The sequence below is a fragment of the Candidatus Pelagibacter communis genome, assembly GCF_001180025.1.
In the GTDB taxonomy this organism is placed as follows: Bacteria; Pseudomonadota; Alphaproteobacteria; order Pelagibacterales; family Pelagibacteraceae; genus Pelagibacter; species Pelagibacter ubique_A.
On sequence record NZ_CVSK01000021.1, the window covers coordinates 1 to 892 of the forward strand.

Here is an 892-nt window from a genome sequence, read left to right on the forward strand (position 1 = left end):
GCCTAAAGAAGGAGTCAAAAATGTTCTTACAATTTGCCCAGGCTTTTCATCTGACTGCGTCGAGACTTTGGAGGAAATTTTAATTCAGGGCAAAGAGAGTTTTATTAGTGCTGGAGGAGAAAATTTTGATATGGTTCCTTGCTTAAATGATAATGATGATCATATCCTTTTATTAAAATCCCTAATTGAAAGAAATATTTAATGTATGAATTCGTATTTATTATTTAAATCTTTGCATTTGGTTGCAGTCATTTCTTGGATGGCCGGTCTTTTGTATCTTCCTAGAATTTTTGTTTACCATGTTGAAAATAAAGAGAAAAAAGAAGCAACAGATATTTTTGAAGTTATGGAAAGAAGATTGTTTTACTACATTATGCGTCCTGCAATGATTTTTACTTGGGTTTTTGGATTGGTATTAATTTATCTCAACGGAATAGATATTTTTTCTCAATTATGGTTTCAGATAAAAATTGTACTAATAATTTTTTTATCAGCTTACAATGATTATTTAGGGAAATGTCTTGTTAATCTAAAGAATTCTACAAATACAAGATCTGCAAAATTCTTTAGAATTATTAACGAAATACCCACCGTTATCTTAATTATCGTTGTATTTTTAGCTATTTTTAAGCCAATCTAGGGTTGAAATAACAACTGTAGTATATATATTAACAGTATCTGATAAGTCCTTATCAAAAAATTAATCATGAACATTCAAGAACTAAAACTAAAATCATCTGAACAGCTCATTACCCAAGCAGAAGAGCTTGGTATTGAAAACGCTAGTACATTAAGAAAGCAGGAAATACTTTTTGCTATTCTTAAAAAAGTTGCTGAAAAAGAGGAAATTACTGGTGTAGGTGTTTTGCAGTTATTACAAGATGGTTTCGGT

Annotated in this window: 3 protein-coding genes; all 3 read left to right on the plus strand. The window is 29.8% G+C overall.

Annotation, left to right across the window (positions count from 1 at the left end):
• The coding region (locus AMN83_RS00315; protein ID WP_143323623.1) for a ferrochelatase at window positions 1-202 on the plus strand (202 nt) is incomplete at its 5' end.
• A 3-nt stretch (window positions 203-205) separates the two neighbouring features.
• A complete protein-coding gene (gene hemJ / locus AMN83_RS00320; RefSeq protein WP_075503408.1) occupies window positions 206-640 on the plus strand; it encodes a protoporphyrinogen oxidase HemJ in 435 nt (144 codons plus the stop codon).
• Window positions 641-706: 66 nt separating this feature from the next.
• Window positions 707-892: Rho termination factor N-terminal domain-containing protein (locus tag AMN83_RS00325; RefSeq protein WP_179850396.1), on the plus strand; the 186-nt coding region annotated here is incomplete at its 3' end.

Bases quoted from the DNA above. Each gene is read 5' to 3' on its own strand.
- hemJ (WP_075503408.1), top strand. From the start codon at position 206: ATGAATTCGTATTTATTATTTAAATCTTTGCATTTGGTTGCAGTCATT.